This window comes from Pseudomonas sp. KB_15, from assembly GCF_052114525.1.
In the GTDB taxonomy this organism is placed as follows: Bacteria; Pseudomonadota; Gammaproteobacteria; order Pseudomonadales; family Pseudomonadaceae; genus Aquipseudomonas.
Genome location: NZ_JBFREX010000205.1, coordinates 1 through 455, shown reverse-complemented (window position 1 = coordinate 455; position 455 = coordinate 1). Strand labels below are relative to the sequence as shown.

Genomic DNA, 455 nt, shown 5'->3' with positions numbered 1-455 from the left:
CCGTTGATCAGCACCGTCAGCGTGCCGTAGTCCTTGAACTTCATCTTTTGCAGGATGGCCACCGTGTGGAGGATCACGGCCACGCCATTCTTGTCGTCGGCAATGCCCAGCCCGTAGGCGCGGTCGCCGTCCACGCGGAACGGCTGCTGCGCGAGCATGCCGCGCAGGTACACGGTGTCCATGTGGGCGATCAGCATGATGTTGCGGCGCCCGGTGCCCTTGAACTGGGCCACGACCATCTTGCCGACCTTCTCCGGCGTGTCTTCCATCCGGTAGACCTCGGTGGGCTCGACCAGCTTGGCGTCGCCGCCGAGCGCGGCCAGCCGGTCCCGGATCAGCGCGGCGATGCGGTCCAGACCCTCGATATCCTTGCTGCCGGACTCGATCGACACCAGATCCTTGAGCGTGGCGATCAGCGCGGGCTTCTCCTGCTGGGCGAGCTGGTAGGCCGGCTC

1 protein-coding gene is annotated in these 455 nt (G+C 66.2%); it reads right to left on the bottom strand.

The window, feature by feature from the left end; all coding sequences use genetic code 11:
• Positions 1–455: M20/M25/M40 family metallo-hydrolase (locus AB4Z35_RS30480; RefSeq protein ID WP_442101226.1), on the bottom strand; the 455-nt coding region annotated here is incomplete at both ends.